Origin of the sequence: Thalassospira permensis NBRC 106175, from assembly GCF_000714555.1 — a bacterium.
GTDB lineage: Bacteria > Pseudomonadota > Alphaproteobacteria > Rhodospirillales > Thalassospiraceae > Thalassospira > Thalassospira xiamenensis.
In genome coordinates, this window is record NZ_AUNC01000048.1 from 1 (window position 1) to 5,168 (window position 5,168).

Annotated in this window: 3 protein-coding genes; all 3 read left to right on the top strand. The window is 57.0% G+C overall.

Annotation, left to right across the window (positions count from 1 at the left end):
• Window positions 1-1,098: 1,098 nt before the first annotated feature.
• The 3 genes from SMB34_RS17670 to SMB34_RS17680 all read left to right on the top strand — a co-directional run bounded on the left by SMB34_RS17670 (window position 1,099) and on the right by SMB34_RS17680 (window position 5,119).
• The gene (locus SMB34_RS17670; protein WP_037992084.1) at window positions 1,099-1,818 is read left to right on the top strand and encodes a YkgJ family cysteine cluster protein; all 720 of its coding nucleotides are present in this window, start codon (window positions 1,099-1,101) and stop codon (window positions 1,816-1,818) included.
• A gap of 99 nt (window positions 1,819-1,917) precedes the next feature.
• Window positions 1,918-2,700 (top strand): glucose 1-dehydrogenase, encoded by a 783-nt coding sequence (locus SMB34_RS17675; protein WP_037992085.1) that lies wholly within the window; start codon window positions 1,918-1,920, stop codon window positions 2,698-2,700.
• Between the two features lie 178 nt (window positions 2,701-2,878).
• Entirely contained in the window at window positions 2,879-5,119 is a 2,241-nt protein-coding gene (locus SMB34_RS17680; protein ID WP_051682399.1) for a TonB-dependent receptor, read from the top strand.
• Window positions 5,120-5,168: the final 49 nt, after the last annotated feature.

The following is a 5,168-nucleotide window of genomic DNA, read 5'->3' on the forward strand; positions in this document are numbered from 1 at the left end:
TTGTGGTAGAAAGAAAAAGTCAACGGGATAAAAGCGCCCGGACCAAAACCCGCAAAGCGTGATTCGCTTTGCGGGTTTTTGCGTTTGGGGCCAGATGAAAGTGATGATGATGCAGCAGCACAAAGACAGACCGATCCGGCGGCAACATCGCCGGATGATGACCGGCGGGTGGAAAAGCCATTACGGCGGTTTTGCGCCCGTGTCCTAACCCACCCCAAGGTCACCCAAAGGTCAAGACGGGAGAAGTGCGCCTTGTTGGCAAGGCAACCGGTAAAATTGTGATCGGCAGCGGCTGGGCTGCGCCGGGTAGCATCTGGCAAGCGGTGGCTGAGATGAGTCATGACGGGAGAGGTGCGTCTTGTTAGCAAAGTAATGGCGAGATTGCGATCTGGTAGCGGCTAGGCTACGTCGGGCAGCATTTGGCAAGCGGCGGCTGGTGATGGGTCCGCTGGTGATAGGTCAGGACGGGAGAGGTGCGCCTTGTTGGCAAGGCAGCCGGCGAAATTGTGATCGGCAGCGTTTGGCCGCGACTGGCAGAATTGGGCAGCAGGTGGCAAACAGCGGCGGGAGGTGGGTCTTCGACCGAAACAAGCTGGTTGGAATGGGGCGTCTGGTCCGGGGCGACTGGTGCGACGGGCCGGAGTCCGTCGGCTGTTTGGATTTCCGTGTTCGTCAAACGGGGGACATCCGCCGAGGGAGCCAGCGCGGCAAAGTTTGGCGGAACCACGCGTCGGAGGCAGCATGGGAGGATCACGGCAGGTTGCGTTTCATCGGGTGGCGGGAAGTGGCAAAACGACCAGAGGGGTGAGAAGCAGTTCGGCAAGGAACCTATGGCGAGGAGCCAAGCGCACCGTTCGGAGGCCCGAAGCACGCCCAAGGCCCGGAACCGGTTCCGATGGAGCGTATCTTTTGGCGGGTTTACGGATCACCAGACTACCCTGCCGGTTGGGAATTCTGGCAGAGTTTTTTTGGGAGCCGCCGGTTGTAACCGCGTACTTGGAAAATGGTGCCAAAGCCATCATGATGGGACAAGGCTAGCAGGCTGTTTCGTATCAGCCTGTCCGGTGTGCGGACAGGGATCGGGATAAAGGCAATCGCATGGTCATGGTAAAACTTGACGACGCAATCGACCGGATCACGGGGGATATTTCCCGAACCGGTGCCCTGACCGCAGAAGCATCGCGCCGATACGAGGAAATGTTTCCGGGCTTTCGCGCCGAACTGGCCCGTGTGCTTGAACAGGCCCCGACCATCACTGACGCCGCGCAGGCGGCCATGATGCTGGTCGATGCGGCGTCGCGAAGCCTTCGGGACAGTTTCCCCCATCAACCCCATTGCGACTGCCGGGATGGATGCAGCGCGTGCTGCCACCTGTTTGTCGCGGTGCCGCCCGGTGTCACCAGCCTGATTGCCGAGCATATCCGCAAGACGTTTCCGCCGGACGAACAGCAGGCATTGCTTGAACGTCTGACCCAGGCAGCACGGATCATTGAACAGGCAAAGACCACATCCGAAGTGCGCGCACGCTGCCCGCTTCTAGGCGCAGATGAAAGATGCACGATCTATGACGTTCGCCCCCTGACCTGCCGGGCCTTTACATCATCGAGTGCGCCGCGTTGCCAAAGCATGGTCTTTGGTGATGAACGGCAACGCATGGATCGGATTGATCAGAATCCCGGGCATTACCGCCTGCATCTTGAAGCGACCGAAGCCCTTCAGGATGCCGCCAAAGCCCGCGGGCTTGACGGGCGGCAAATGGGGTTCGTTCATGCGCTGCTTGATCAACTGGAAACGGCGGGAGACGAGATACAAGATTAAATTTCGGCTGATGCGTTGCATCGGGCCGGAACAGGTCCATTTTCAATGCGTTGATAAAATTCACCAATTCCTTCCATCTTGATACGGGCAAAGCAGCACATGAACAACTTCCCTGATCCCAAGGTCGCCTTCGTCACCGGTGCTGCGCAGGGTTTGGGGCTGGGGATTACGCAGCATCTTCTGTCGACGGGATGGAAGGTCATGCTGTTTGATCTGGATGCGGATGCCGGGGATGAAGCCATCACCGCCCTTTCCGAAGAACAGCGCGAACGTGCCCTGTTTTTCAAGGGCGATGTTTCCAATGAACGCGATGTTGCCATTGCGGTTCAGCAAACCGTCGACCGGTTCGGGCGCATTGACGGGCTGGTCAATAATGCCGGGATTGCCGACCCGCATTCGGGATCGTTCGAACATCTGGATTGGGAAAGCTGGCAACGGGTGATCAATGTCAATCTGGGTGGGGCGTTTCTGGCGGCCAAACATGCGACACAGCATTTGCGCAAAACCCGTGGGGCGATTGTCAATATCGCATCGACCCGCGCCTTTCAGTCCGAACCCAATACCGAAGCCTATGCCGCATCAAAGGGCGGCATGGTTGCCTTGACCCATGCCATGGCGGTCAGCCTTTCGGGGGCGGTGCGGGTCAATGGCATTGCGCCGGGCTGGATCGAGGTTGGCGACTGGCAGAAATCATCCGCCCGCGAAGAACCGCAACATCGCGATATTGATCGGCAGCAACACCCGGCGGGGCGCATCGGAACCCCGGATGATATCGCAAAAATGGTCGCCTTCCTGCTTGATCATGAACAATCCGGTTTCATGACCGGCGAAACCATCCGCATTGACGGCGGCATGACACATAAAATGATTTATGCCGATTAAGCGGGCCATGCCCGGCTTGCCAAACAGCGCCAATCCACCCCGCGATTGAAGAACTGAACAATTACATCGATATTGATAATAATAATCATTTATATTGAGATTGATTATCAATAGTGATAATCAGCACCCCATATCGATCCCGCCGGGGGGCGGGGAAATTCGACCTTGGGGTTTTTTCATGCCGATCACACCGATCTTCAAACGTCATACATTGAGTACGCTATTGCTGGCGTCTGTCAGCATGTCTGCTGTTGTTGCCCTTCCCGCCCATGCGCAGAACGCGACGGAGAGCAGCACAAACAGCACACAGACCGAAACCGACGATGCCATCAGGCTGGCCCCGATCCGGGTAGAGGACAACGCCACATCACAGGCAGGCGATCCGACCCCGCCGGTCTATGCCGGTGGTCAGGTCGCGACGGGTGGCCGGGCCGGTGTTTTGGGCAATAAGGACAATCTGGATATCCCGGTCAGCATCACCAGCTATACCAGCGAAGTGATCAGGAACCAGCAGGCCGATACACTTGCCGATGTGGTTGATAACGATCCGGGCGTTCTGACATCCTATAGCTATGGCGGATCGGGTGACCGCTTCATGATCCGCGGCTTCGTTCTTGACGGTGATGACGTGATGCTGGATGGCCTTTATGGCACGGCACCGCGCCAGTTGATCGACATGTCGATGTATGAGCGGGTCGAAGTTGTCAAAGGCGCATCGGCATTCATCAATGGCATGTCACCGGGCGGCAGCGGCATTGGCGGCGGCATTAACCTTATCCCCAAACGCGCGACAGATGATCCGATCACCAGTGTCACGACATTCTATGAAATGAACAGCCAGACCGGCGGGCATGTCGATTTCGGACGGCGTTTTGGCAAAGATAACCAGTTCGGCATCCGTGCCAATCTGAAATATGGCGACGGTGAAACCGCCATCGATGACGAAGACCGCAACAGCCAGATCGGGTCCCTGTCATTCGATTATCGCGGCGATGATACCCGCATCACGGTCGATGCCGGGCATAATGAAAAGAATATTGATCATGGGCGGACATCGGTAAATCTGCTCGGCACGCTTACGAACATCCCCGATGCGCCGGATGCAAGCCATAACTATAATGCGGATGGGACATGGGCCGACCTTGAGGACAGCTTTGTCCAGGGACGGATCGAGCATGATGTGAACGACTATCTTATGGCCTATGCCGCCGCAGGCACCCGCCACATGGAAGAATCCGGGATTTATTCGACCCCGCGCATTACCGGTACCGATGGCACCATGACCTATGGCGGTTCGACCATCATTCGCGAAGATACGACCAATAGTGCGCTGACCGGTGCGCGCGTTAAATTTGAAACCGGCTTGGTAAAGCATGAACTGAATGCCGGGGTTTCCTATCTTCAGAACAAAAGCCATCAGGCATGGGCGTTTTCGCCCGGTGCGTTGGCGTTTACCGGCAATATTTACGGGCCGACACCCACAGGCTATCCGGCGCTGGCAGCGCCATCAGGCAATCTGAGTGATCCGGGGCTTCGTAATATCAACGAACTGACCAGCTATTTTCTGGCCGATACCGTCAGCTTCCTTGACGACCGCGTCAGTGTCACGGGCGGTATTCGCCGTCAGTCGGTCAATACCAAGCAGTTCAGCCTGACCAGCGGTGCACAATCAAGCAACTATGACGCGGACGAATATACGCCAATGGTCGGGATTGTCGGCAATGTGACCGATCAGGTGTCGGTTTATGCCAACTATATGGAATCCCTGTCGCCCGGCGAAACAGCCGCCAGTGCGGCCAGTGACGCCACCCTGACCAACCCGAGCGAACAGTTGGCCCCTTACACGTCCGAGCAATATGAAATCGGGGCAAAGGCCGATTTCGGCAGCTTTGGCGGTAGTGTCGCCCTGTTTCAGATTTCCAAGCCGTTTTCTTATAAAAACGCCAGCAACACCTTTGCCGCAGACGGCGAGCAGCAGAACCGCGGCGTTGAATTCCAGGTCTTTGGCGAGCCTGTGACCGGCACCCGCATTCTGGGCGGTATCACGGTTTATGACGCGGAACTAACCGATACCCAGAACGGCACCAATGACGGCAACACGCCGATTGGCATTCCCGATTATGTTGCCAAGCTTGGCATTGAATATGACCTGCCGTTCCTTAAAGGGGCGACGGTCAATGCGCGTGCGGTTCACACGGCATCGCAATATGTCAATGCGACCAACACCCTTTCGATCCCGTCATGGACACGCCTTGACCTTGGCGCGCGGTACACGACCGAGGTGCACGAATATCCCGTTACCATCCGTGCCAATATCGAAAACGTTACGGATAGCGATTACTGGGCGTCGGCCAATGGCGGTTACCTGACGATGGGGGCACCGTTGACGGCAAAGCTGTCCCTGACGGCGGATTTCTGATCCCGGCAGATGATGGACCAAAGAAAACGCCGCCTTTTTCAGGGCGGCG